Annotated in this window: 21 protein-coding genes and 2 tRNA genes; 22 read left to right on the top strand and 1 reads right to left on the bottom strand. The window is 58.6% G+C overall.

Going from position 1 to position 24255, the window contains the following annotated elements; translation table 11 throughout:
- The first annotated feature begins 235 nt into the window (after positions 1–235).
- From grpE to ACA062_RS29180, 8 genes are all read left to right on the top strand, one after another.
- Complete coding sequence (gene grpE, locus ACA062_RS29215) at positions 236–799, top strand: nucleotide exchange factor GrpE (RefSeq protein WP_497454122.1); 564 nt, start codon at positions 236–238, stop codon at positions 797–799.
- 102 nt (positions 800–901) lie between these two features.
- Positions 902–2818 carry a molecular chaperone DnaK gene (gene dnaK / locus ACA062_RS29210; RefSeq protein ID WP_497454121.1) on the top strand — a complete coding sequence of 639 codons (1917 nt, stop codon included), beginning with the start codon at positions 902–904 and terminating at the stop codon, positions 2816–2818.
- 298 nt (positions 2819–3116) lie between these two features.
- Positions 3117–4241 carry a molecular chaperone DnaJ gene (gene dnaJ / locus ACA062_RS29205; RefSeq protein ID WP_019651071.1) on the top strand — a complete coding sequence of 375 codons (1125 nt, stop codon included), beginning with the start codon at positions 3117–3119 and terminating at the stop codon, positions 4239–4241.
- A gap of 10 nt (positions 4242–4251) precedes the next feature.
- Positions 4252–5055, top strand: coding sequence for a 4-hydroxy-tetrahydrodipicolinate reductase (dapB, locus tag ACA062_RS29200; protein ID WP_497454120.1), 804 nt, complete (start codon positions 4252–4254; stop codon positions 5053–5055).
- 259 nt (positions 5056–5314) lie between these two features.
- The gene (carA, locus tag ACA062_RS29195; protein ID WP_497454119.1) at positions 5315–6451 is read left to right on the top strand and encodes a glutamine-hydrolyzing carbamoyl-phosphate synthase small subunit; all 1137 of its coding nucleotides are present in this window, start codon (positions 5315–5317) and stop codon (positions 6449–6451) included.
- Between the two features lie 117 nt (positions 6452–6568).
- A complete protein-coding gene (gene carB / locus ACA062_RS29190) occupies positions 6569–9790 on the top strand; it encodes a carbamoyl-phosphate synthase large subunit (RefSeq protein WP_497454118.1) in 3222 nt (1073 codons plus the stop codon).
- Positions 9787–10263 (top strand): transcription elongation factor GreA, encoded by a 477-nt coding sequence (gene greA / locus ACA062_RS29185; RefSeq protein ID WP_497454117.1) that lies wholly within the window; start codon positions 9787–9789, stop codon positions 10261–10263. Before carB ends, greA begins: the two co-directional genes overlap by 4 nt.
- A 28-nt stretch (positions 10264–10291) precedes the next feature.
- A complete protein-coding gene (locus ACA062_RS29180; protein WP_497457511.1) occupies positions 10292–10696 on the top strand; it encodes an MFS transporter in 405 nt (134 codons plus the stop codon).
- A 9-nt stretch (positions 10697–10705) separates the two neighbouring features.
- On the opposite strand, the gene ACA062_RS29175 is transcribed toward ACA062_RS29180, so the two are convergent.
- Complete coding sequence (locus ACA062_RS29175; protein WP_008057408.1) at positions 10706–11014, bottom strand: YhbY family RNA-binding protein; 309 nt, start codon at positions 11012–11014, stop codon at positions 10706–10708.
- Positions 11015–11119: 105 nt separating this feature from the next.
- Between ACA062_RS29175 and rlmE the strand changes: the two genes are divergently transcribed.
- From rlmE to rpsO, 14 genes are all read left to right on the top strand, one after another.
- Positions 11120–11752, top strand: a complete 633-nt coding sequence (gene rlmE, locus ACA062_RS29170) for a 23S rRNA (uridine(2552)-2'-O)-methyltransferase RlmE (RefSeq protein ID WP_201114939.1) — start codon at positions 11120–11122, stop codon at positions 11750–11752.
- Between the two features lie 199 nt (positions 11753–11951).
- Complete coding sequence (gene ftsH / locus ACA062_RS29165; protein ID WP_138969134.1) at positions 11952–13862, top strand: ATP-dependent zinc metalloprotease FtsH; 1911 nt, start codon at positions 11952–11954, stop codon at positions 13860–13862.
- An 8-nt stretch (positions 13863–13870) separates the two neighbouring features.
- Positions 13871–14722 carry a dihydropteroate synthase gene (gene folP, locus ACA062_RS29160; RefSeq protein WP_497454116.1) on the top strand — a complete coding sequence of 284 codons (852 nt, stop codon included), beginning with the start codon at positions 13871–13873 and terminating at the stop codon, positions 14720–14722.
- Between the two features lie 16 nt (positions 14723–14738).
- Positions 14739–16076 (top strand): phosphoglucosamine mutase, encoded by a 1338-nt coding sequence (gene glmM / locus ACA062_RS29155; protein ID WP_497454115.1) that lies wholly within the window; start codon positions 14739–14741, stop codon positions 16074–16076.
- A gap of 66 nt (positions 16077–16142) precedes the next feature.
- On the top strand, positions 16143–16898 hold the full coding sequence (gene tpiA, locus ACA062_RS29150; RefSeq protein ID WP_497454114.1) for a triose-phosphate isomerase: 756 nt from the start codon (positions 16143–16145) through the stop codon (positions 16896–16898).
- A 4-nt stretch (positions 16899–16902) separates the two neighbouring features.
- Positions 16903–17286, top strand: a complete 384-nt coding sequence (gene secG, locus ACA062_RS29145; protein ID WP_017336473.1) for a preprotein translocase subunit SecG — start codon at positions 16903–16905, stop codon at positions 17284–17286.
- A 22-nt stretch (positions 17287–17308) separates the two neighbouring features.
- Positions 17309–17394, top strand: a tRNA-Leu gene (locus ACA062_RS29140).
- 96 nt (positions 17395–17490) lie between these two features.
- Positions 17491–17567 (top strand) — tRNA-Met (locus ACA062_RS29135).
- A 138-nt stretch (positions 17568–17705) separates the two neighbouring features.
- Complete coding sequence (rimP, locus tag ACA062_RS29130) at positions 17706–18164, top strand: ribosome maturation factor RimP (RefSeq protein ID WP_497457510.1); 459 nt, start codon at positions 17706–17708, stop codon at positions 18162–18164.
- A 47-nt stretch (positions 18165–18211) separates the two neighbouring features.
- A complete protein-coding gene (gene nusA, locus ACA062_RS29125; RefSeq protein ID WP_008024459.1) occupies positions 18212–19693 on the top strand; it encodes a transcription termination factor NusA in 1482 nt (493 codons plus the stop codon).
- A gap of 27 nt (positions 19694–19720) precedes the next feature.
- Positions 19721–22252 carry a translation initiation factor IF-2 gene (infB, locus tag ACA062_RS29120; protein WP_497454113.1) on the top strand — a complete coding sequence of 844 codons (2532 nt, stop codon included), beginning with the start codon at positions 19721–19723 and terminating at the stop codon, positions 22250–22252.
- Between the two features lie 159 nt (positions 22253–22411).
- Complete coding sequence (gene rbfA, locus ACA062_RS29115; RefSeq protein ID WP_150800591.1) at positions 22412–22813, top strand: 30S ribosome-binding factor RbfA; 402 nt, start codon at positions 22412–22414, stop codon at positions 22811–22813.
- Positions 22814–22816: 3 nt separating this feature from the next.
- Complete coding sequence (gene truB, locus ACA062_RS29110; protein ID WP_150766383.1) at positions 22817–23734, top strand: tRNA pseudouridine(55) synthase TruB; 918 nt, start codon at positions 22817–22819, stop codon at positions 23732–23734.
- A 117-nt stretch (positions 23735–23851) separates the two neighbouring features.
- Positions 23852–24121 carry a 30S ribosomal protein S15 gene (rpsO, locus tag ACA062_RS29105; protein ID WP_003176135.1) on the top strand — a complete coding sequence of 90 codons (270 nt, stop codon included), beginning with the start codon at positions 23852–23854 and terminating at the stop codon, positions 24119–24121.
- Positions 24122–24255 lie beyond the last annotated feature (134 nt).

Genomic DNA, 24255 nt, shown 5'->3' with positions numbered 1-24255 from the left:
CGCTCCCAGGCATTAGGTCTGGTTATTTATACAGTGTTTTTATTCTGACTGACAATGCCCCTCTTTAGCTCGATTTGCTTGGACCGACGAAATCCTTAGTGCGCCCGGGAATGACAATGCAGCTGTTTTTTGTAGGGTTAATCAGCGAGTGGCCCTTGAAGCTCGAATTTGCGGCCCCATATACCGGGACAGAAGCGCGAGTTGAGCTCGCGGACGATATTGAAAGGAGAAATCTATGGCTGACGAACAGACAGTGGATACGCAAAATCTAGACGCCGATCAGGCTGCCCAGGAGGGTGATGAGCTGGCGGCTCGTGTACAAGTGCTCGAAGAGCAATTGGCTGGCGCTCATGATCAGGCTTTGCGTGTAGCAGCTGATCTGCAGAACGTCCGCCGTCGCGCCGAGCAGGATGTAGAGAAGGCTCACAAGTTCGCCCTGGAGAAATTCGCCGGTGACCTGCTGCCGATCATCGACAGCCTCGAGCGTGGCCTGGAGTTGTCCAACCCTGACGACGAAAACATTCGTCCGATGCGTGAAGGGATCGAACTGACCCTGAAAATGTTCCAGGACACCCTGAAGCGTTATCAGCTGGAAGTGATCGACCCTGAAGGCGAGCCCTTCAATGCATCGCAGCATCAGGCAATGGCCATGCAGGAAAGCGCCGACGTCGAGCCGAACAGCGTGCTCAAGGTGTTCCAGAAGGGCTATCAGCTCAATGGTCGCCTGCTGCGCCCGGCCATGGTCGTGGTCAGCAAAGCCAGCGCGCCAGTTGCGCCTTCGATTGACGAGCAGGCTTGAAATTAGCCGCAAGGCCCCCATTTAGAAGTCAAGCGTTTAAGTGCTACCGCAGTTAGCCACCACTGCTGCGGCATCCAAATCCAAAGTTTCGGGAGAGTGAACATGGGCAAAATTATCGGTATCGACCTGGGGACTACCAACTCCTGCGTCTCCATTCTTGAAAACGGCAAAGCCAAAGTCATCGAAAACGCTGAAGGCACGCGTACCACCCCTTCGATCGTGGCGTATGCCAACGATGGCGAAATCCTGGTTGGCCAGTCCGCCAAGCGTCAGGCAGTGACCAATCCGCACAACACCCTGTATGCGGTGAAGCGTTTGATCGGTCGTCGTTTCGACGAAGAAGTCGTGCAGAAAGACATTCAGATGGTCCCTTACAAGATCGTCAAGGCTGACAACAGCGACGCCTGGGTTGAAGTGAACGGCCAGAAAATGGCACCGCCACAAATCTCGGCTGAAATTCTGAAGAAAATGAAGAAGACCGCCGAAGACTACCTCGGCGAGCCAGTGACTGAAGCGGTGATCACCGTTCCGGCCTACTTCAACGACAGCCAGCGTCAAGCCACCAAGGACGCCGGCCGCATCGCGGGCCTGGACGTTAAACGTATCATCAACGAACCGACCGCAGCTGCGCTGGCTTACGGTATGGACAAGGCCAAGGGCGATCACACCGTGATCGTTTATGACCTGGGCGGCGGTACTTTCGACGTTTCCGTGATCGAAATCGCTGAAGTCGATGGCGAGCACCAGTTCGAAGTATTGGCCACCAACGGCGACACTTTCCTGGGCGGTGAAGACTTTGACATTCGTCTGATCGACTACCTCGTCGACGAATTCAAGAAAGAAAGCGGCATGAACCTCAAAGGTGACCCGCTGGCGATGCAGCGCCTGAAAGAAGCTGCTGAAAAAGCCAAGATCGAACTGTCCTCGAGCCAGTCGACCGACGTGAACCTGCCGTACATCACCGCAGATGCGACCGGTCCGAAGCACTTGAACGTGAAGATCTCGCGTTCCAAGCTGGAAGCGCTGGTTGAAGACCTGGTTCAACGCACCATCGAACCTTGCCGCATTGCGATGAAAGACGCCGGTATCGAGATTGGCGCGATCAACGACGTGATCCTGGTCGGCGGTCAAACCCGTATGCCGCTGGTTCAGAAGCTGGTCACCGATTTCTTCGGTAAAGAAGCACGTAAAGACGTCAACCCTGACGAAGCCGTTGCCATGGGTGCTGCTATCCAGGGCGCGGTATTGGCCGGCGACGTGAAAGACGTTCTGCTGCTCGACGTCAGCCCGTTGACCCTGGGTATCGAAACCATGGGTGGCGTGATGACTGCGCTGATCGAGAAAAACACCACGATTCCTACCAAGAAATCGCAAGTGTTCTCGACGGCCGACGACAACCAGGGCGCGGTGACCATTCACGTGCTGCAAGGTGAGCGCAAGCAAGCCGCACAGAACAAGTCCCTGGGCAAGTTCGACCTGGCCGAGATTCCACCAGCACCACGTGGCGTGCCACAAATCGAAGTGACCTTCGACATCGACGCCAACGGCATCCTGCACGTCGGCGCGAAAGACAAGGCCACCGGCAAGACTCAGTCGATCGTGATCAAGGCCAACTCCGGTCTGTCCGAGGAAGAAATTCAGCAGATGGTTCGTGATGCTGAAGTGAACGCTGAGGAAGACCGCAAGTTCGAAGAGCTGGCCGGCGCCCGCAACCAGGGCGACGCCCTGGTTCACTCGACGCGTAAAATGGTCGCTGATGCCGGCGACAAAGTGACCGCTGAAGAGAAGACTGCAATCGAAGCTGCAGTAGTTGCCCTGGAAGCCGCCATCAAAGGCGACGACAAGGCTGCTATCGACGCCAAGGTTGAAGAGTTGTCCAAAGTCTCCGCGCCAGTGGCTCAGAAAATGTACGCCGAGCAGGCTCAGCCGGCTGAAGGTGCGGCACCGAACGACGAAAAAGCTGAAAAAGCCGACGACGTCGTCGATGCCGAGTTCGAAGAAGTCAAAGACCACAAGTAAGTTGTTGGTCGCCCGGTTGACTGCCTTCAGGCGGTGACTGGTAGGATGTCGCCGCGCGGGAGCTTGCTCCCGCGTTGGCGTGTCTGGAGTTAGCGAATTTTTACAGCATGCGACAACCGCTCGGGTGCTGAGGGTATGGCCGGGAATGCTCCTGCTTTTCGAGCCGCAAGTACCGTATTGAATCAAAGACCAGGATCGTTGAATTGACGTGAGTTGGGTCCGGGCCTGTATTGGGGCTCAACGAGTTTGGCGAGGCTCAGGAGGGGTTTGCCGAACGTCCTTAAGAGTGCAAAGACTTATGGCAAAGCGTGACTATTACGAAGTATTGGGTGTTGAGCGCGGCTCAAGCGAAGCGGACCTGAAGAAGGCCTACCGTCGCCTGGCGATGAAACACCACCCGGACCGTAATCCCGATGACAAAGCGTCGGAAGAGATGTTCAAGGAGGCCAACGAGGCCTACGAAGTGCTGTCCGATTCCAGCAAGCGCGCGGCGTACGACCAGTACGGCCATGCCGGTGTCGACCCAAGCATGGGCGGCGGCGGTGCCGGGTTTGGCGGCCAGAACTTCTCCGACATCTTTGGTGATGTCTTCAGCGACTTCTTCGGTGGCGGTCGCGGTGGTTCCCGTGGCGGCGCTCAGCGCGGCAGCGACCTGCGTTATACCCTGGAGCTGAACCTGGAAGAGGCGGTGCGCGGTACCACCGTGAATATCCGCGTTCCGACACTGGTCAACTGCAAGCCGTGCGACGGCTCGGGAGCCAAGAAAGGCTCTTCGCCTGTCACGTGCCCGACCTGTGGCGGTATCGGCCAGGTCCGCATGCAGCAAGGCTTCTTCTCAGTGCAGCAGACCTGCCCGCGCTGCCATGGCCAGGGCAAGATCATTTCCGATCCGTGCGATTCCTGCCACGGCGAAGGCCGTGTCGAAGAGTACAAGACGCTCTCGGTGAAAGTGCCGGCCGGCGTCGATACCGGTGACCGCATTCGCCTGTCCGGCGAAGGCGAGGCGGGTGCGCAGGGTGGCCCGACCGGCGACCTGTACGTGGTGATCAATGTGCGCGAGCACGCGATCTTCCAGCGTGACGGCAAACACCTGTTCTGCGAAGTGCCGATCAGCTTTGTCGACGCGGCGCTGGGTGGCGAGCTGGAGATTCCGACCCTTGATGGTCGGGTCAAACTGAAGATCCCCGAGGGCACTCAGACCGGCAAGCAGTTCCGTGTCCGCGGCAAAGGCGTCGCGCCAGTGCGGGGCGGCGGTGCCGGTGACCTGATGTGTCGCGTGGCGGTCGAAACCCCGGTCAACCTGGGGCGTCGCCAGCGCGAATTGCTGGAAGAGTTCCGTAGCTCGCTGGCGGACGATAACAGTCATTCGCCGAAAACCACCGGTTGGTTCGAAGGCGTAAAGCGCTTCTTCGGCGATTTGTAAGGAGACAGGCATGCGACGTATTGCAGTGATGGGCGCCGCCGGGCGCATGGGCAAAACCCTGATCGAAGCCGTGCAGCAAACGCCGGGTGCCGGTCTGACGGCGGCGGTGGATCGCCCGGACAGCTCGCTGGTCGGCGCGGATGCTGGAGAGCTGGCGGCGCTGGGTCGTATCGGCGTGCCACTGTCCGGTGATCTGGGTCGGGTGGTCGACGAGTTCGACGTGCTGATCGACTTCACGCACCCGACGGTGACCCTGAAGAACCTCGCGTTCTGCCGCAAGCACGGTAAGTCGATGATCATCGGCACCACCGGCTTCAGCGTTGAAGAGAAGCAGTTGCTGGCCGAGGCGGGCAAGGACATTCCTATCGTCTTCGCCGCCAACTTCAGTGTCGGCGTCAACCTGTGCCTGAAGCTGCTCGACACGGCTGCCCGTGTGCTGGGTGACGACGTCGATATCGAAATCTCCGAAGCCCACCACCGGCATAAAGTCGACGCGCCGTCGGGGACTGCCGTGCGCATGGGCGAAGTGATTGCCGATGCGCTGGGTCGTGACTTGAAGAGGGTGGCGGTTTACGGTCGTGAAGGGCAGACCGGTGCCCGTGCTCGCGAAACCATCGGCTTCGCCACAGTGCGTGCCGGTGACATCGTCGGCGATCACACCGTGCTCTTCGCCGCCGACGGTGAGCGTGTCGAGATCACGCACAAGGCTTCCAGTCGCATGACCTTCGCCAAGGGTGCGGTTCGTGCGGCTTTGTGGCTGGACGGACGTGGGCCAGGCCTTTACGACATGCAAGACGTGCTCGACCTGCGCTAAGATGTGCCCGAAATCGGGTCCAGACTCAGCGTCTGGACCCGGTTTTACCCCGCCAAGCGACGTCCTGTCGCATTCTCCGGCCTTTTGGGCTCATTGGCGGTAGACCAAAAATGCCTTTTTCTGTAAGCTACAGCTTTAGTGTGTCCACTAAAAGCGCGCAGAATTATTCGGTGAAGAAGCGGGGTGACGTGTCCATACGTCACTCCGCTTTTTTACAACCTGCGATCGCCCTTTCAGGCTTTATTTACGGGAGGTCTTCTTGACTAAGCCAGCCATACTCGCCCTTGCTGATGGCAGCATTTTTCGCGGCGAAGCCATTGGAGCCGACGGTCAAACCGTTGGTGAGGTGGTGTTCAACACCGCCATGACCGGCTATCAGGAAATCCTTACCGATCCTTCCTACGCCCAACAGATCGTTACCCTGACTTACCCGCACATCGGCAATACCGGCACCACGCCGGAAGATGCCGAGTCCGATCGCGTCTGGTCCGCTGGCCTGGTCATCCGTGACCTGCCGCTGGTGGCGAGCAACTGGCGTAACAAGCTGTCTTTGTCCGACTACCTGAAAGCCAACAATGTGGTGGCAATCGCCGGTATCGACACTCGCCGCCTGACGCGCATCCTGCGTGAGAAAGGCGCGCAGAACGGCTGCATCATGGCCGGTGACAACATTTCCGAAGAAGCGGCCATCGCCGCCGCGCAAGGCTTCCCTGGTCTCAAAGGCATGGACCTGGCGAAAGTCGTCAGCACCAAAGAGCAATACGAATGGCGCTCGACGGTCTGGGACCTGAAAACCGACAGCCATGCGACCATCGACGCCTCCGAGCTGCCGTATCACGTGGTTGCCTACGACTACGGCGTCAAGCTGAACATCCTGCGCATGCTGGTTGCGCGCGGTTGCCGCGTGACCGTGGTGCCGGCGCAAACGCCTGCGGCTGACGCGTTGGCGCTCAATCCCGATGGCGTGTTCCTGTCCAACGGCCCGGGTGACCCCGAGCCTTGCGACTACGCAATCCAGGCGATCAAGGACGTGCTGGAAACCGACATCCCGGTGTTCGGTATCTGCCTCGGTCACCAGCTGCTGGCCCTGGCCGCCGGCGCCAAGACCTTGAAAATGGGTCACGGCCACCATGGCGCCAACCACCCGGTCCAGGACATGGACAGCGGTGTGGTGATGATCACCAGTCAGAACCACGGTTTCGCGGTAGATGAGACCACCCTGCCAGGCAACGTCCGCGCGATCCACAAATCGCTGTTCGACGGCACCCTGCAAGGCATCGAGCTTACCGACAAGAGCGCCTTCAGCTTCCAGGGTCACCCTGAAGCCAGCCCTGGCCCGAACGACGTAGCGCCATTGTTCGATCGCTTCATCAACGAAATGGCCAAGCGACGCTGATCGCTCGCCTTGATGCAGCAAAGCTTGAGGGCGGTCCCGACACCGGAGACCCCCTCAAGTCTTCACAGATTGAACAAGACGGCTTGCCGACTGACCTGCGGATTTGAGTGACAACCCATGCCAAAACGTACAGACATTAAAAGCATCCTGATTCTCGGCGCTGGCCCGATCGTGATCGGCCAGGCCTGCGAATTCGACTACTCCGGCGCCCAGGCCTGTAAAGCCCTGCGCGAGGAGGGCTACCGCGTCATCCTGGTGAACTCCAACCCAGCGACCATCATGACCGACCCGGACATGGCTGACGCCACGTACATCGAGCCGATCAAGTGGCAGACCGTTGCCAAGATCATCGAGAAAGAGCGTCCGGACGCGCTGCTGCCAACCATGGGCGGCCAGACCGCCCTGAACTGCGCCCTGGACCTGGAGCGCGAAGGCGTTCTGGAGAAGTTCGGCGTAGAGATGATCGGCGCCAATGCTGACACCATCGACAAGGCAGAAGACCGTTCGCGCTTCGACAAGGCAATGAAATCCATCGGTCTGGATTGCCCGCGTTCCGGTATCGCCCACAGCATGGAAGAGGCCAACGCGGTGCTCGAGAAGCTCGGCTTCCCGTGCATCATTCGTCCGTCCTTCACCATGGGTGGCACCGGTGGCGGCATCGCTTACAACCGTGAAGAGTTCGAAGAAATCTGCGCCCGTGGCCTGGACCTGTCGCCGACCAAAGAGTTGCTGATCGACGAATCCCTGATCGGCTGGAAAGAGTACGAGATGGAGGTTGTCCGCGATAAGAAAGACAACTGCATCATCGTCTGCTCCATCGAAAACTTCGACCCGATGGGCGTCCATACCGGTGACTCGATCACTGTTGCGCCAGCTCAGACGCTGACGGACAAGGAATACCAGATCATGCGTAACGCCTCGTTGGCGGTACTGCGTGAGATTGGCGTGGAAACCGGCGGCTCCAACGTTCAGTTCGGCATCTGCCCGGACACTGGCCGTATGGTCGTGATCGAGATGAACCCGCGTGTATCCCGCTCTTCGGCACTGGCCTCGAAAGCCACTGGTTTCCCGATTGCGCGTATCGCTGCCAAGCTGGCGATCGGCTACACCCTGGACGAGCTGCAAAACGAAATCACCGGCGGCGCTACTCCTGCATCCTTCGAACCGTCGATCGACTACGTCGTCACCAAGCTGCCACGTTTTGCCTTCGAGAAGTTCCCGAAAGCCGACGCGCGCCTGACCACGCAAATGAAGTCGGTCGGTGAAGTCATGGCCATCGGCCGGACCTTCCAGGAATCCCTGCAGAAAGCCCTGCGCGGCCTGGAAGTGGGCGTTTGCGGCCTGGACGAAAAGCTCGACCTGGGCAACCCGGAAAGCATGAGCATCCTCAAGCGCGAGCTGACCGTGCCGGGTGCCGAGCGCATCTGGTACGTGGCTGACGCCTTCCGCGCCGGCCTGTCGGTCGAAGACATCTTCGGCATGAACATGATCGACCCGTGGTTCCTGGTGCAGATCGAAGATCTGATCAAGGAAGAAGAGAAGGTCAAGACCCTGGGTCTGTCCAGCATCGACCGCGACATGATGTTCAAGCTCAAGCGCAAAGGCTTCTCCGACATGCGTCTGGCCAAGCTGCTGGGCGTGACCGAGAAGAGCCTGCGTCGCCACCGTCACAAGCTCGACGTCTACCCGGTCTACAAGCGCGTTGACACCTGCGCGGCCGAGTTCGCCACCGATACCGCTTACATGTACTCGACTTACGAGGAAGAGTGCGAAGCCGCGCCGTCGGGCCGCGACAAGATCATGATCCTCGGCGGCGGTCCAAACCGTATCGGCCAGGGCATCGAGTTCGACTACTGCTGCGTACACGCGGCACTGGCCCTGCGCGAAGACGGTTACGAGACCATCATGGTCAACTGCAACCCGGAAACCGTTTCCACCGACTACGACACCTCCGATCGCCTGTACTTCGAACCAGTGACCCTGGAAGACGTGCTGGAAATCTGCCGCGTCGAGAAGCCCAAAGGCGTGATCGTCCAGTACGGCGGCCAGACCCCGCTGAAACTGGCGCGTGCCCTGGAAGAAGCCGGCGTGCCGATCATCGGTACCAGCCCTGATGCCATCGACCGTGCCGAAGACCGTGAGCGCTTCCAGCAGATGGTCGAGCGTCTGAACCTGCGTCAGCCGCCAAACGCCACCGTGCGCAGCGAAGACGAAGCAATTCGTGCCGCCAGCAAGATCGGTTACCCGCTGGTGGTGCGTCCGTCCTACGTACTGGGCGGTCGCGCGATGGAAATCGTCTACGAAGAAGACGAACTCAAGCGCTACCTGCGCGATGCAGTGAAAGTGTCCAACGACAGCCCGGTGCTGCTGGACCACTTCCTCAACTGCGCCATTGAAATGGACGTGGATGCGGTCTGCGACGGCACTGACGTGGTGATCGGCGCGATCATGCAGCACATCGAGCAGGCCGGTGTTCACTCCGGTGACTCCGCCTGCTCCCTGCCGCCGTACTCGCTGCCTGCGCACATCCAGGACGAAATGCGCGAACAGGTCAAGAAAATGGCCCTGGAGCTGGGCGTGGTCGGCCTGATGAACGTGCAGCTGGCGTTGCAAGGCGAAGACATCTACGTCATCGAAGTCAACCCGCGCGCTTCCCGGACCGTACCGTTCGTGTCCAAGTGCATCGGTGTTTCCCTGGCCATGATCGCTGCACGCGTGATGGCCGGTAAAACCCTGAAGGAAATCGGCTTCACCAAGGAAATCATCCCGAACTTCTACAGCGTGAAAGAGGCGGTGTTCCCATTCGCCAAATTCCCTGGTGTGGACCCGATCCTGGGCCCTGAGATGAAGTCCACCGGTGAAGTGATGGGCGTGGGCGACACCTTCGGTGAAGCATTCGCCAAGGCCCAGATGGGCGCCAGCGAAGTGCTGCCGACCGGCGGTACCGCGTTCATCAGCGTACGTGACGATGACAAGCCACTGGTTGCAGGCGTGGCCCGTGATCTGATCAACTTGGGCTTTGAAGTGGTCGCCACTGCCGGTACTGCCAGGCTGATCGAAGCCGCAGGCCTGAAAGTGCGCCGTGTGAACAAGGTGACCGAAGGTCGTCCGCACGTGGTCGACATGATCAAGAACGACGAAGTCACCTTGATCATCAACACCACTGAAGGCCGTCAGTCGATCGCCGATTCGTACTCCATTCGTCGCAATGCCTTACAGCACAAGATCTACTGCACCACCACTATTGCTGCAGGCGAAGCCATCTGCGAAGCGCTCAAGTTCGGTCCCGAGAAGACCGTGCGTCGCTTGCAGGATCTACACGCAGGATTGAAGGCATGATCAAATACCCAATGACCGTCCAGGGCGCCAAAGCCCTGGAAGAAGAACACGCTCACCTGACCAAGGTCGTCCGTCCGAAGCTCAGCCAGGACATCGGCACGGCCCGCGAACTGGGCGACTTGAAGGAAAACGCCGAATACCATGCTGCCCGCGAGCAGCAGGGGATGGTCGAGGCGCGGATTCGTGACATCGAAGGCCGGATTCAGAACCAGGTCATCATCGATGTCACGACCATTCCTCACACCGGCAAAGTGATTTTCGGCACCACCGTTGAAATCGCCAATGTCGAGTCGGATGAACGCGTCACTTACCACATCGTGGGTGAGGATGAGGCTGACTTCAAACTCGGCAAGATTTCGGTGGGTTCGCCACTGGCTCGCGCCTTGATTGCCAAAGAAGAGGGCGATGTGGTTGCCGTGAAAACGCCAGGTGGCGTTATCGAGTATGAGATTGTCGAAGTTCGCCACATCTGAAAGAAGGCGTCCGCTGCATGCGGGCGCCATGCTTTGGCAGCTGGCCCAGATGTTATGGGTGGGCGGCCTGTGGCTGTTGCATATCGGTCTGCTGCCGGTGCTGGGTCATATTGGCCTGGCGCCGCTGCTGATCGACGAAATTGTGGGCATGCTCAATACACTGATGGTGGGATTCGCCGCAGTGTGTGTGATTTTTCAGGCTTTGGTGCTGGTTCAGGCCGAGGGCCTTGCCAGTCTATGGCGCGATATTCGCGGGCAACTGCTGATGACGGCGCTGTATGCGTGTGCGATGTACTTCGCGGTGCACTTCGGCTGGCCGGAGGCGGTGCGTTGGCAGGTGTTCAGCTATCTGGTTCTGGGGTTTTCCGGGTTGGTGCTGGTATTGCAACCAGTGCCGGGATGGAGTGGCAGGGTGCGCGAAGCACACCCTTGACCCTTGCCATCACTTGAAGCGATGAACGTTCGACAGCTGCTTGTTGACGCTGAAGTTCTTGCGGTAAATCAGTGCCATCTTGCCGATGACCTGAACCAGGTCCGCTTTGCCGACCTTGCACAGTTCTGCAATGTTCGCCAGGCGCGACTCGCGATCGAGGATGTTGAGCTTGATTTTGATCAGCTCGTGATCCGCTAGCGCGCGTTCAAGTTCGGCTAACACACCTTCAGTCAAACCGTTGTCAGCCACAATCAAAACTGGTTTCAGATGGTGGCCAATGGATTTGTACTGTTTCTTCTGCTCTTGAGTGAGCGGCATAATCTGACCCCTGCGTCTGATCTTGTAAAAAGCGGCGGCCAGTTTACCCGAGCGAGTCCGGGACCGCCCAGTTAATCACGACCCGTTTTATTTTCGAGGTGGCCCGTGGCCCGTTCCAAGACAAGCCTTAAGTGGCTGCAAGAGCATTTCAACGACCCATTTGTCAAAATGGCGCAAAAAGACGGGTACCGTTCCCGTGCCAGCTACAAATTGCTGGAGATCCAGGAGAGGGATCGTTTGATCCGCCCGGGCATGAGTGTAATCGACCTGGGTGCCGCGCCAGGGGGCTGGTCCCAGGTGACCAGTCGTCTGATTGGCGGGCAAGGTACGTTGATCGCTTCCGACATCCTGGAAATGGACAGCATCCCTGATGTGACCTTCATTCAGGGCGACTTTACCGAAGACGCCGTGTTGGCGCAGATCCTCGAGGCAGTCGGAAATAAAGAAGTAGACCTTGTGATTTCCGATATGGCCCCCAATATGAGTGGACTGGCCTCTGTTGATATGCCGAGATCGATGTTCCTGTGCGAGTTGGCACTGGATCTGGCGACTCGGGTACTGAAGCCGGGTGGTGATTTCCTGATCAAGATCTTCCAGGGTGAAGGTTTCGACGAGTACCACAAGAGCGTGCGCAAGCAGTTCGAGAAGGTCACGACGCGCAAGCCGAAATCGTCGCGCGACCGCTCCCGCGAGCAGTACTTGCTGGGCCGTGGCTTCCGCGGGCGCAGTGAGGAATAGGGAGTTTTCGACCGGGGCGATAGGATTTTCGTATTTCGCCTTGTAAGAAATAGCGAATATTGTGTAGGAAGTGTTTCACAAAGGGTTACAGACGGCGCCTGCCAGAGTTGTAGGTAATGTAGTAAGTTAGGCCGGTGAATATCATGCGAAGCGCGCGCCACCAGCGGCGCTTGCTTCAGAGGGTAGTTAATTGAACGATATGGCAAAGAATCTGATCCTGTGGTTGATCATCGCGGCAGTCCTGGTGACGGTGATGAACAACTTCTCCAGCCCTAACGAGCCGCAGACCCTCAACTATTCCGACTTCATCCAGCAGGTCAAGGATGGCAAGGTCGAGCGCGTAGCCGTCGACGGCTATGTGATTACCGGCAAGCGCAACGATGGCGACAGCTTCAAGACCATCCGTCCGGCAATCCAGGATAACGGTCTGATCGGCGACCTCGTGGACAACCACGTCGTGGTCGAAGGCAAACAGCCTGAACAGCAAAGCATCTGGACTCAGCTCCTGGTCGCAAGCTTTCCGATCCTGGTGATCATCGCCGTGTTCATGTTCTTCATGCGGCAGATGCAGGGCGGTGCCGGTGGCAAGGGCGGGCCGATGAGCTTCGGCAAGAGCAAGGCGCGCCTGCTCTCCGAAGACCAGGTGAAAACCACCCTGGGTGACGTTGCCGGTTGCGACGAAGCCAAGGAAGAAGTCGGTGAGCTGGTCGAGTTCCTGCGTGACCCGGGCAAGTTCCAGCGCCTGGGCGGTCGCATTCCCCGCGGCGTGCTGATGGTCGGTCCTCCCGGTACCGGTAAAACCTTGCTCGCCAAGGCGATTGCCGGCGAAGCCAAGGTGCCGTTCTTCACCATTTCCGGTTCCGATTTCGTCGAAATGTTCGTCGGTGTCGGTGCCAGCCGTGTTCGCGACATGTTCGAGCAGGCCAAGAAACACGCGCCATGCATCATCTTCATCGATGAAATCGACGCCGTCGGTCGCCACCGTGGCGCCGGCATGGGTGGCGGTCACGACGAACGCGAACAGACGCTCAACCAGTTGCTGGTAGAGATGGACGGCTTCGAAATGAATGACGGCATCATCGTCATCGCGGCCACCAACCGTCCGGACGTACTGGACCCGGCGCTGCTGCGTCCGGGCCGTTTCGACCGCCAGGTGGTGGTCGGTCTGCCGGATATCCGTGGCCGTGAGCAGATTCTCAAGGTCCACATGCGCAAAGTGCCAATGGGTGACGACGTGGCTCCGGCCGTGATCGCCCGTGGTACCCCTGGTTTCTCCGGTGCCGATCTGGCGAACCTGGTGAACGAGGCGTCGCTGTTCGCCGCCCGTGCCGGCAAGCGCATCGTTGAAATGAAGGAATTCGAACTGGCGAAAGACAAGATCATGATGGGCGCCGAGCGCAAATCCATGGTCATGTCCGAGAAAGAGAAACAGAACACCGCTTATCACGAAGCCGGCCATGCCATTGTCGGTCGTGTCGTGCCCGAGCATGACCCGGTCTACAAGGTGTCGATCATCCCTCGCGGTCGTGCGTTGGGTGTGACCATGTTTCTGCCGGAAGAAGATCGCTACAGCCTCTCCAAGCGGGCGTTGATCAGCCAGATCTGCTCGCTGTACGGCGGCCGTATCGCTGAAGAAATGACCTTGGGCTTCGACGGTGTCACCACCGGTGCCTCCAACGACATCATGCGTGCCAGCCAGATTGCACGGAACATGGTGACCAAGTGGGGCCTGTCGGAAAAACTCGGTCCGCTGATGTACGCCGAAGAAGAGGGTGAAGTGTTCCTCGGTCGCGGCGGCGGCGGTCAAGGCACCAGCTTCTCCGGCGAGACGGCCAAGCTGATCGACTCCGAAGTGCGCAGCATCATTGACCAGTGCTACGGCACCGCCAAGCAGATTCTCACGGATAACCGTGACAAGCTCGACGCCATGGCTGATGCCTTGATGAAGTACGAAACGATCGATGCCGATCAGATCGATGACATCATGGCCGGTCGTACGCCTCGCGAACCTCGCGACTGGTCGGGTGGTACCGGTACTTCCGGAACGCCTCCGGTGGCGCAGGGCGAGCGTCCGGAAACACCTATCGGCGGTCCGGCTGCTGACGTTTAAGGTTTGAAATGACTTCTGTTCAGTCCTCGACCCGGTTGCCTTGCGGCAACCGGGTTCTTGATTTGGCCCTGACGCATGTCATGGGTATTCTCAATGTCACTCCCGATTCCTTTTCCGATGGTGGCCAATACAGCCAGCTCGATGCGGCCATGCGCCACGCCGAAGCCATGGTGGCCGCCGGCGCGACGCTGATCGATGTCGGTGGCGAATCGACCCGGCCGGGTGCCAGGGCGGTTTCACCGCTGGAGGAGCTCGAGCGCGTAGCGCCCATCGTCGAGCGCATTCATCGCGAACTGGATGTGATCATCTCGGTTGATACCTCTACCCCGTCCGTCATGCGCGAAACCGCACGACTTGGGGCAGGGTTGATCAATGACGTGCGTTCGCTGCAGCGCGATGGCGCGCTCGATGCGGCCGCGGCCACCGGCTTGCCGGTCTGCCTGATGCATATGCTCGGTGAGCCGGGCGACATGCAGGACAATCCGCAGTATCAGGACGTGACCCGGGAAGTGGGCGAGTTTCTTGCCGGGCGCATGGCGCAATGTGCAGCGGCAGGGATTCCCGCCGAGCGGATCATTCTGGATCCGGGTTTCGGTTTCGCCAAAAACCTGCAACACAATCTAAGCTTGTTCAAGCATATGGAAGCCTTGCATGCCTTGAGGCGGCCCCTGCTGGTCGGGGTTTCGCGAAAGAGCATGATAGGTCAGGCCTTGAATCGCCCGGTCGGAGAGCGCCTGTATGGCGGTCTGGCGCTCGCGGCGCTGGCCTCATTCAAGGGAGCGCGTATATTGCGCGTCCATGATGTGGCCGAAACAGTCGATGTGCTGCGGATGATCGCCGCAGTGGAATCAGCCGAATAAGAATGATGGAGCGCTTATGACTAAAAAATACTTTGGTACCGACGGCATTCGTGGTCGCGTCGGCGAATACCCGATCACGCCTGATTTCATGCTCAAGCTCGGTTGGGCTGCGGGTATGGCGTTCCGCAAAATGGGCGCCTGCAAGGTACTGGTAGGCAAGGATACCCGGATCTCCGGCTACATGTTCGAATCGGCGCTTGAGGCCGGACTGACGTCGGCAGGTGCCGACGTGATGCTCCTGGGCCCGATGCCGACGCCGGCCATCGCCTATCTGACGCGCACCTTCCATGCCGAAGCAGGCATCGTGATCAGCGCCTCGCACAATCCCCACGACGATAACGGCATCAAGTTTTTCTCCGGAAAGGGCACCAAGCTGCCGGATGAAGTCGAACATATGATCGAAGAGTTGCTCGACACCCCGATGACCGTGGTCGAGTCGAGCAAGATCGGCAAGGTCTCGCGCATCAACGACGCGTCGGGCCGCTACATTGAATTCTGCAAGAGCAGCGTCCCGACCGGCACCAGCTTCGCGGGCCTGAAGATCGTGCTCGACTGCGCTCACGGTGCGACCTACAAGGTGGCGCCGAGTGTGTTCCGTGAACTGGGCGCCGAAGTCGTTGTGCTTTCTGCCCACCCCAATGGCCTGAACATCAACGACAACTGCGGTTCGACCCATATGGAGCCGTTGCAGGCTGCCGTATTGGCCGAGCACGCCGATTTGGGTATCGCCTTTGATGGTGATGGCGATCGGGTACAGATGGTTGATCACACCGGTGCTGTCGTCGACGGTGACGAATTGCTGTTCATCATTGCTCGCGATCTGCATGAGCGCGGCAAGTTGCAGGGCGGTGTGGTCGGTACGCTGATGAGTAACCTGGGGCTGGAACTGGCCCTGGCGGACCTGGGCATTCCTTTTGTGCGGGCCAATGTCGGCGACCGGTACGTCATCTCCGAGTTGCAGGAGCGCGATTGGCTGGTGGGTGGTGAAAACTCGGGGCACATTGTCTGCTTCAGTCACACCACCACCGGTGACGCGATCATTGCCGCCTTGCAGGTACTGATGTCGCTGAAGCGGCGCAGCGAAGGGCTGGCGCAATCGCGTCAGGCGTTGCGCAAGTGCCCTCAGGTGCTGATCAACGTGCGTTTCGGCGGTGGTGCAAGCCCCCTCGATCATCCGGCGGTCAAGGCGGCCAGCGAGCGCGTTACCCAGGCCATGGCCGGGCGTGGGCGTGTGCTGTTGCGCAAGTCCGGGACGGAGCCGTTGGTGCGGGTAATGGTCGAAGGCGAAGACGAAACACAGGTTCGCGGCCACGCCGAAGAGCTGGCAAACCTGGTTACTGAAGTTTCTGCCTGAATTCGGCTTGCCAGCCATGATTGTGTTGGGTAACATCTGCGCCCACTTTGACCGACGAGGTACAGCATGCGTCGCCCTATGGTAGCTGGTAACTGGAAGATGCACGGTACCCGCACCAGCGTCGCTGAGCTGATCGACGGCCTCCGCCGTCTGGACTTGCCGAGCGATGTTGACGTTGCGGTATTCCCGCCTTGCCTGCATATCAATCAAGTGATTGATGGCTTGCAAGGACAGCCGATTTCGATCGGCGCGCAGAACTCTGCGGTGGAATCCATGCAAGGCGCATTGACCGGCGAAGTTGCACCGAGTCAGTTGGTGGATGCAGGTTGTTCCCTGGTGCTTGTCGGGCACTCCGAACGCCGCCAGATCATGGGCGAGCAGGACGGAATGCTGATCCGCAAGTTCGCAGCGGCACAGGCATGTGGCTTGATCCCGGTGTTGTGCATAGGGGAAACCCTCGAGCAGCGCGAAGCCGGGAAAACTCTTGAGGTTGTCGGGCGTCAGCTGGACAGTATCATCGAGGAGCTGGGTGTTGGTGTCTTTGCCAAGGCAGTCATCGCTTACGAGCCGGTCTGGGCCATAGGCACCGGGCTGACGGCTTCGCCGCAACAGGCGCAGGATGTGCATGCAGCCATTCGCGCCCAGTTGGCGGCAAAGAATTCTGAAGTCGCACAAGGTGTGCGGCTTCTATACGGCGGCAGCGTGAAGGCGGCCAATGCGGTCGAACTGTTCGGCATGCCGGATATCGATGGGGGGCTCATTGGTGGAGCGTCCCTGAATGCAGATGAGTTCGGTGCGATCTGTCGCGCCGCGGGAAACTGAAAAAATGCTGGAAACAGTCGTAGTCGTTTTTCATCTGCTGGGTGCATTGGGCGTAGTTGCTCTGGTTTTGCTGCAGCAGGGTAAAGGTGCGGATGCTGGCGCGTCTTTCGGAGCAGGTGCTTCAAATACTGTGTTCGGAAGCCAAGGTTCCTCTACCTTTCTTAGTAAGTTTACTGCTATACTTGCCGCAGGTTTCTTCATAACCAGCTTAGGGTTAGGTTACTTTGCTAAAGAGAAAGCTCACCAGCTGACTCAAGTAGGTTTGCCAAATCCAGCGGTGTTGGAAGTTCCAAAGCAACAACCGGCTTCTGATGATGTCCCGGTGCTTCAAGAGCAAAAGTCGGCTACTCCAGCGACTGACGTGCCTCCAGCTCAAGAGCAAAAGTAAGAAGGGTTTCAAACGCAGTATTGCCGAGGTGGTGGAATTGGTAGACACGCAACCTTGAGGTGGTTGTGCCCATAGGGTGTAGGGGTTCGAGTCCCCTTCTCGGTACCAATTATCAGGAGAGCCCGCTGTTGCGGGCTTTCTTGTAGGTGGAAGGTTACATTGACCCTGTCAGGGATCGGTCGTATACTTCCGCCCCAGCTTTGTCGCGGGGTGGAGCAGTCTGGTAGCTCGTCGGGCTCATAACCCGAAGGTCGTCGGTTCAAATCCGGCCCCCGCAACCAGTTTCAGGAGCCCCTTTTCAGGGGCTTTTTGTTAGCTGGACACTTTCTACGCCGCTGTTCGACGGCGTTTCAAGGATGGGCGTTTCGCCCATTTTTTTATTTTGCATAGCATGCACATACATGCACGAGGGGGTTCAGGTGTCGAGCAAGCTAGAAGAGTTGCAGGCCTTGTTGGCCCCGGTGGTCGTGGCCCTGGGCTATGAATGCTGGGGTATTGAGTTTTCGGCTCAGGGTCGCCACTCAATGTTGCGCGTTTATATCGATAAAGAAGGCGGCGTGTTGGTGGACGATTGCGCCATCGTCAGCCGTCAGATCAGCGGTATCCTGGATGTTGAAGATCCGATCGCCGTTGAATACACCCTTGAAGTGTCCTCGCCTGGCATGGAACGCCCGCTGTTCACTATTGAGCAGTTTGCAAAATTTGCCGGTGAACAAGTGAAGATCAAGCTGCGCTCGCCTTTTGAAGGGCGTCGCAACTTTCAGGGCCTTCTGCGCGGTGTAGAAGAGCAGGACGTCGTGGTGCAGGTTGAAGACCATGAGTTCCTGTTGCCGATCGATATGATCGACAAGGCCAACATTATTCCCAGTTTTGACTGAGACGCGGATCCCGCGGATCCAATGGCTTGCGAAAGGCGAGGCGTACGATGAGCAAAGAAGTACTGCTGGTTGTTGAGTCGGTATCCAATGAAAAGGGCGTACCGGCAAACGTAATTTTTGAAGCGCTGGAGCTGGCTCTGGCCACTGCCACCAAAAAACGTTTCGAGGACGAAGTCGATCTGCGTGTGGAAATCAATCGCCACACCGGCGCTTACGAGACCTTCCGTCGCTGGACGGTCGTCGAAGAAGCAGACCTGGACGATCCGGCCATCGAAACCTGGCCGAGCAAGGTTGCAGAAACGCACCCTGGTGCTCAGGTCGGTGACGTCGTCGAAGAAAAGATCGAATCCATCGAGTTCGGCCGTATCGCTGCACAGACTGCCAAGCAAGTCATCGTGCAGAAAGTTCGCGAAGCCGAACGTGCTCAAGTCGTTGATGCCTATCGCGAGCGCCTGGGAGAGATCATTTCCGGCACCGTGAAGAAAGTGACCCGCGACAACGTGATCGTCGACCTGGGCAACAACGCTGAAGCGTTGCTGGCCCGCGAAGACATCATCTCTCGCGAAACCTTCCGGGTTGGCGTGCGCCTGCGTGCGCTGCTCAAGGAAATCCGCACCGAGAACCGCGGCCCGCAGCTGATCCTGTCGCGTACCGCGCCGGAAATGCTGATCGAGTTGTTCCGCATCGAAGTGCCGGAAATTGCTGAAGGCCTGATCGAAGTCATGGCTGCGTCCCGGGACCCGGGTTCACGCGCCAAGATCGCGGTCCGCTCCAAGGACAAACGCATCGACCCGCAAGGCGCTTGCATCGGCATGCGCGGTTCGCGCGTCCAGGCAGTGTCGGGTGAGTTGGGCGGTGAGCGTGTGGACATCGTCCTGTGGGACGACAACCCGGCTCAGTTCGTGATCAATGCAATGTCGCCGGCTGAAGTGGCGGCTATTATCGTTGACGAAGATGCCCATGCCATGGACATCGCCGTTGGCGCAGACAATCTGGCTCAGGCCATCGGTCGCGGAGGTCAGAACGTGCGTCTGGCCAGCCAGTTGACTGGCTGGACCCTGAACGTGATGACCGAATCGGACATCCAGGCTAAGCAGCAAGCAGAAACCGGCGATATCCTGCGCAACTTCATCGACGAGCTGGAAGTCGACGAAGACCTGGCACAGGTGCTGGTAGATGAAGGCTTCACCAGCCTGGAAGAGATTGCCTACGTACCGTTGGAAGAAATGCTCAACATCGACGGCTTTGACGAAGAAACCGTCAACGAGCTTCGTGCTCGTGCCAAGGATCGTTTGTTGACCAAAGCCATCGCTACTGAGGAAAAGCTGGCAGACGCCCATCCGGCCGAAGACCTGCTCTCGCTTGAGGGTATGGACAAGGATTTGGCGATGGAACTGGCGGTGCGCGGCGTAATTACCCGCGAAGACCTGGCCGAGCAGTCTATTGACGATCTGCTCGACATCGACGGCATTGACGATGATCGTGCCGGCAAGTTGATCATGGCCGCCCGAGCCCATTGGTTCGAGTAATTAGGCGCGGCCTGAGGAGAGAAGTGCATGACGCAAGTCACGGTGAAACAACTGGCCGATGAGGTCAAAACACCGGTAGAGCGCCTGTTGCAGCAGATGCGTGAGGCAGGTCTGCCGCACACCGCCGCCGATGAAGGTGTGAGCGATAGTGAGAAGCAGTCGTTGCTGACTCACTTGAAGAGCAGCCACAAGGCGAAAGTGGAAGAACCGCGCAAGATTACATTGCAGCGCAAAACCACCAGCACCCTGCGTGTTGCTGGCAGCAAAAGCATCAGCGTTGAAGTACGCAAGAAGAAAGTCTTCGTACAGCGCAGCCCGGAAGAAATCGAAGCCGAGCGCAAACGCGAACTGGATGAACGTCGCGCAGTAGACAATGCTGCACGTCAGAAGGCTGAAGAAGAAACCAAGCGTCGCGCCGAAGAAGAAGCGCGTCGCCAGCCTGCTGCTGCGCAAACCGCTACCAACGACGCAGTCGCGGCTCCTGCTGCGGCCGCCCAGCCTGTGCGTGAAAGTGCTCCGGTTGTGGCTGCTGCTCCAGCACCGTCTGCAGACGTTCGCAACAAGCAGAACGAACAGCGCCGTCCGGACAAACCACGCGCCGACGATAACAATCGTCGCAGCGGTGGTGGTGACGGCGAGCGTAAAAACGCTCCGCATCGTGCCTCGGTCAAAGAGAAAGCGCCTGCTCCACGCGTTGCTCCACGTACTACCGACGAAGAAAGCGATGGCTTCCGTCGTGGTGGTCGCGGCAAGGCCAAGCTGAAGAAACGCAACGCTCACGGTTTCCAGAGCCCAACCGGCCCTGTCGTGCGTGATGTGCAGATCGGCGAGACCATCACTGTTGGCGATCTCGCCAATCAGATGTCGGTCAAGGCTGCTGAAATCATCAAGTTCATGTTCAAACTGGGTACTCCAGCGACCATAAACCAGGTGCTTGATCAGGAAACTGCTCAGCTGGTAGCCGAAGAACTGGGCCACAAAGTGACCCTGGTCAGCGACACCGCCCTGGAAGATTCCCTGGCCGAGTCCTTGAAGTTTGAAGGTGAGACGTTCTCCCGTGCGCCAGTTGTGACCGTAATGGGCCACGTTGACCATGGTAAGACTTCGCTGCTCGACTACATCCGTCGTGCCAAGGTAGCTGCTGGCGAAGCCGGCGGTATCACCCAGCACATCGGTGCGTACCACGTTGAAACCGAACGCGGCATGGTCACCTTCCTCGACACCCCGGGTCACGCCGCGTTTACTGCCATGCGTGCTCGTGGTGCCAAGGCGACTGACATCGTGATCCTGGTAGTTGCAGCGGACGACGGCGTGATGCCGCAGACCATTGAAGCTGTCCAGCACGCCAAGGCCGCTGGTGTTCCACTGGTTGTTGCAGTGAACAAGATCGACAAGCCGGGCGCTGATCTCGATCGCATCCGCAGCGAACTGTCGGTTCACGGCGTGACTTCCGAAGAGTGGGGCGGTGATACGCCGTTCGTTTCGGTCTCGGCGAAAGTCGGTACTGGCGTGGACGAGTTGCTCGAAGCTGTCCTGCTGCAAGCCGAAGTTCTGGAACTGAAAGCAACGCCTTCGGCCCCAGGTCGCGGTGTTGTGGTTGAGTCGCGTCTCGACAAAGGTCGTGGCCCGGTTGCAACCGTTCTGGTTCAAGACGGTACCCTGCGCCAAGGCGACATGGTGCTGGTCGGTTCGAACTACGGCCGTGTACGTGCCATGCTCGACGAGAACGGCAAGCCAATCAAGGAAGCCGGTCCTTCCATCCCTGTCGAGATCCTCGGCCTGGACGGTACCCCGGACGCTGGCGACGAGATGAGCGTGCTGTCGGACGAGAAGAAAGCCCGTGAAGTGGCTCTGTTCCGTCAAGGCAAGTTCCGCGAAGTCAAACTGGCTCGCGCTCACGCCGGCAAGCTGGAAAACATCTTTGAAAACATGGGCCAGGCAGAGAAGAAGACGCTTAACATCGTCCTCAAATCTGACGTCCGTGGTTCGCTGGAAGCGTTGAACGGTGCCCTTAACGGCCTGGGTAACGACGAAGTGCAAGTGCGTGTTGTCGGTGGCGGTGTCGGTGGTATCACCGAGTCCGACGCCAACCTGGCACTGGCCTCCAACGCTGTACTGTTTGGCTTCAACGTGCGTGCCGATGCTGGCGCGCGCAAGATCGTCGAGCAGGAAGGTCTGGATATGCGTTACTACAACGTGATCTACGACATCATCGAAGACGTCAAGAAAGCCCTCACCGGTATGCTGGGCAGCGATGTTCGCGAGAACATCCTGGGTATCGCTGAAGTGCGTGACGTGTTCCGTTCGCCGAAGTTTGGCGCGATCGCCGGTTGCATGGTGATCGAAGGTGTTGTTCACCGTAACCGTCCAATCCGTGTACTGCGTGAAGACATCGTTATCTTCGAAGGCGAGCTGGAATCCCTGCGCCGCTTCAAGGATGACGCTTCCGAAGTACGTGCCGGCATGGAATGCGGTATCGGCGTGAAGAGCTACAACGACGTCAAACCTGGCGACAAGATCGAAGTCTACGAGAAGGTTCAGGTTGCTCGCAGCCTCTAACTCGCGCACTTCAAGGGCCACGGCGAGCCGCCGCATGCAAGTGCGCGGCACGGCGTCAGGACTCTAAACGCAACGCCCGGTCTGGCTTCTGTCAGGCCGGGCGTTTGCCGCTTTCAGACCCCACGGGTTTCACCGTGAGGCAGTAACAGGTAACAAGACATGGCAAAAGAATACAGCCGTACCCAACGTATCGGCGATCAGATGCAGCGTGAGCTGGCACAGCTGATCCGTCGTGAAGTCAAAGACCCGCGCGTCGGCCTGGTCACCATTACCGCTGTTGAAGTCAGCCGTGACGTCGGTCACGCCAAGATCTTCATCACCGTGATGGGCCAGGACAACAGCGACGACATCGCGCAAAGCATCAAGGTGCTCAACTCCGCCGCCGGTTTCCTGCGCATGCAGTTGGCCCGCGAAATGAAGTTGCGCAGCGTTCCGCAGCTGCACTTCCACTACGACGAAAGCGTCGTGCGTGGCGCGCACCTGTCGGCCCTGATCGAGCGTGCGGTGGCTGAAGACAGTCAGCGCCCGGTAGCCGCTGAACCCGAAGACGCCAAGGAGTAATCGGTGGCTCAGGTCAAACGCATCCGTCGTAACGTCAGTGGCATCATTCTGCTCGACAAACCGCTGGGGTTTACCTCCAACGCCGCGTTGCAGAAGGTTCGCTGGCTGCTGAACGCCGAGAAGGCCGGTCACACCGGCAGTCTCGATCCGCTGGCCACCGGCGTGTTGCCGTTGTGCTTCGGCGAAGCTACAAAGTTCTCGCAGTACCTGCTCGATTCCGACAAAGCCTATGAAACCCTGGCGCAACTGGGCAAGACCACCACCACGGCCGATGCCGAAGGTGAAGTTTTGCTGGAGCGGCCGGTGACCGTTGGTCGCACCGATGTCGAAGCGGTGCTGCCCAATTTTCGTGGGCAAATCAGTCAGATACCGCCGATGTACTCGGCGCTCAAGCGTGATGGCCAGCCGCTGTACAAGCTGGCCCGTGCAGGCGAAGTAGTGGAGCGCGAACCGCGTTCTGTTACTATTGCGCGCTTGGAATTGCTGGCCTTTGAAGGTGATACTGCGCGGCTTGCGGTGGATTGCAGCAAAGGCACCTATATCCGCACCCTGGTGGAGGATATCGGTGAGCAACTCGGTTGTGGCGCTTACGTTGCTGAACTGCGACGTACCCAGGCCGGGCCTTTCACGCTGGCCCAGACGGTCACCCTGGAAGAGTTGGAAGCGGTACATGCCGAAGGCGGCAACGAAGCGGTCGATCGCTTCCTGATGCCATCGGACAGCGGCCTGCTGGATTGGCCACTGTTGCAGTTCTCGGAGCACAGCTCGTTCTACTGGCTTAACGGCCAGCCGGTACGAGCCCCGGATGCACCGAAGTTCGGCATGGTACGGGTACAGGATCACAACGGTCGCTTCATCGGTATCGGTGAAGTGAGCGAAGACGGGCGCATCGCGCCACGTCGACTGATTCGGTCAGAATGACCGGACGAGGGTGGCTGTTAATAGGCACGGTCACTACTCATTTTTAGATACAGGGATTTGTCCCTGGCCTATTGAGACTGTTTTTCTGAAACAGTTTCCTGATAAAAGGATTGCCTCATGGCTCTCGACGTTCAAGAAAAAGCTCAAATCGTAGCTGACTACCAGCAAGCTGTTGGTGACACTGGTTCGCCAGAAGTGCAAGTTGCACTGCTGACCCACAACATCAACAAACTGCAAGGTCACTTCAAGGCCAACGGTAAAGATCACCACTCCCGTCGTGGTCTGATCCGCATGGTAAACCAGCGTCGTAAGCTGCTGGACTACCTGAAAGGCAAGGATCTGGGCCGTTACCAGGCTCTGATCGGTCGCCTGGGTCTGCGTCGCTAATAAGCGATTGCGCTAGAGGTTGGTTGTCTGTCGTTCGTCAGCGGGTTTCCCGCTGGTGCATGGCAGGCTCCCAGCCTCAAGTTTTATCTGGACACCTGCTTTACCTGAACGCAGCACCTGGACAATGACAGTCG

Source organism: Pseudomonas sp. LBUM1679 (assembly GCF_059695565.1).
The sequence above is the reverse complement of the archived record's forward strand: the minus strand, read 5'-3'. Positions and strand labels throughout refer to the sequence as shown.

Bases quoted from the DNA above. Each gene is read 5' to 3' on its own strand.
- folP (WP_497454116.1), top strand. From the start codon at position 13,871: ATGACTTCTGTTCAGTCCTCGACCCGGTTGCCTTGCGGCAACCGGGTT.
- ACA062_RS29180 (WP_497457511.1), top strand. From the start codon at position 10,292: ATGCTTTGGCAGCTGGCCCAGATGTTATGGGTGGGCGGCCTGTGGCTG.
- dnaJ (WP_019651071.1), top strand. From the start codon at position 3,117: ATGGCAAAGCGTGACTATTACGAAGTATTGGGTGTTGAGCGCGGCTCA.
- ftsH (WP_138969134.1), top strand. From the start codon at position 11,952: ATGGCAAAGAATCTGATCCTGTGGTTGATCATCGCGGCAGTCCTGGTG.
- grpE (WP_497454122.1), top strand. From the start codon at position 236: ATGGCTGACGAACAGACAGTGGATACGCAAAATCTAGACGCCGATCAG.
- nusA (WP_008024459.1), top strand. From the start codon at position 18,212: ATGAGCAAAGAAGTACTGCTGGTTGTTGAGTCGGTATCCAATGAAAAG.
- glmM (WP_497454115.1), top strand. From the start codon at position 14,739: ATGACTAAAAAATACTTTGGTACCGACGGCATTCGTGGTCGCGTCGGC.
- carB (WP_497454118.1), top strand. From the start codon at position 6,569: ATGCCAAAACGTACAGACATTAAAAGCATCCTGATTCTCGGCGCTGGC.
- dapB (WP_497454120.1), top strand. From the start codon at position 4,252: ATGCGACGTATTGCAGTGATGGGCGCCGCCGGGCGCATGGGCAAAACC.
- tpiA (WP_497454114.1), top strand. From the start codon at position 16,143: ATGCGTCGCCCTATGGTAGCTGGTAACTGGAAGATGCACGGTACCCGC.
- secG (WP_017336473.1), top strand. From the start codon at position 16,903: ATGCTGGAAACAGTCGTAGTCGTTTTTCATCTGCTGGGTGCATTGGGC.
- dnaK (WP_497454121.1), top strand. From the start codon at position 902: ATGGGCAAAATTATCGGTATCGACCTGGGGACTACCAACTCCTGCGTC.
- greA (WP_497454117.1), top strand. From the start codon at position 9,787: ATGATCAAATACCCAATGACCGTCCAGGGCGCCAAAGCCCTGGAAGAA.
- ACA062_RS29175 (WP_008057408.1), bottom strand. From the start codon at position 11,014: ATGCCGCTCACTCAAGAGCAGAAGAAACAGTACAAATCCATTGGCCAC.
- rbfA (WP_150800591.1), top strand. From the start codon at position 22,412: ATGGCAAAAGAATACAGCCGTACCCAACGTATCGGCGATCAGATGCAG.
- rpsO (WP_003176135.1), top strand. From the start codon at position 23,852: ATGGCTCTCGACGTTCAAGAAAAAGCTCAAATCGTAGCTGACTACCAG.
- infB (WP_497454113.1), top strand. From the start codon at position 19,721: ATGACGCAAGTCACGGTGAAACAACTGGCCGATGAGGTCAAAACACCG.